The sequence below is a fragment of the Vibrio sp. YT-16 genome, assembly GCF_033337405.1.
GTDB lineage: Bacteria > Pseudomonadota > Gammaproteobacteria > Enterobacterales > Vibrionaceae > Vibrio > Vibrio alginolyticus.
Genome location: NZ_JAWOQQ010000136.1, coordinates 1 through 1,102 on the forward strand (window position 1 = coordinate 1; position 1,102 = coordinate 1,102).

Below are 1,102 nucleotides of genomic sequence, written 5' to 3' on the forward strand. Positions count from 1 at the left end.
CCCTTTGGTGTGGTTGTTGGTGATTATCAATTACGTTATGACCCGAGAACAAATTATTTTGATAGAGATATCTCTGTGCTAAGCAAGATATCTCAGCCTGCTGCTGCGGCATTTAGTCCATTTGTAATGTCTGCGTCTCCTGAAATATTCGGTGTGAACACATTTGCCGAACTTTCGTCGACTCGAGACGTTGCGGCACAATTTGAACAAATTGATTATGTCAAATGGAGACAGTTGCGAGATAACGATGATACCAAGTTTATTGGCTTAACCGCTCCTAACGTGCTTTTTCGACAACCCTACAAAAGTGATGGTTCTCGAAACGATCAATTTGAATTTCAAGAGAATATTGACGATTCAAATAACGATTTATTGTGGGGAAGTGGAGCCTTCTGTTTTGCTGCTGTTTCGATTAGAGCATTCCAAGAGCACGGTTGGTTTACTCACATGCGAGGAATAAAACAGGGGGATTATAGTCAAGGCATTATTGTTGCTCCTACAAGAAACAAAACGCGCATTAATGGCAAAAATGACAGAGATAGATGCCCTTTAAATCTAAAAGTCTCTGAGCGTAAAGAGCAAGAACTGTCTGATTGTGGGTTCATTCCGATTTCACCAGTTCCTGAAACAGACATGGTCGGCATGACTTCCAATGTTTCGTTGCATCAGCCAAAACTGTACGAAGAGAAGCATGTTGAGACTAATGAAAAACTCACCTCAATGCTCCAATACACGATGTGTGTATCGCGTATAGCACACTACGTCAAAGTTATGGGGCGAGACAAGATAGGTGGCTATCAGGACGCGGCATCGCTCGAGAGGGAGTTTCAGACTTGGTTACATCAATATACAACGGCTTCAGACGAAGCTTCGGATGAACTCAGAGCTAAGTACCCATTGAACGAAGCGAAGATCAAAGTTAGAGAGAAACGCGATACGCCAGGGCACTTCTACTCGGTGATACATTTACGCCCTCATTTTCAGCTCGACCAAATGGTCTCAAGTATCAAATTAATTACGGAATTATCACCAGAACATTTGGTGTAAGGAAAGAAAGATGACTCAGTGGAAAAATGCCTTATCGGAAGGGCAGTTGCAACAA

1 protein-coding gene is annotated in these 1,102 nt (G+C 42.5%); it reads left to right on the top strand.

Going from position 1 to position 1,102, the window contains the following annotated elements; genetic code table 11:
• Positions 1-1,047 (top strand): type VI secretion system contractile sheath large subunit (tssC, locus tag R7F07_RS25315; protein ID WP_318110683.1); only part of this gene is annotated, 1,047 nt, incomplete at its 5' end.
• Positions 1,048-1,102 lie beyond the last annotated feature (55 nt).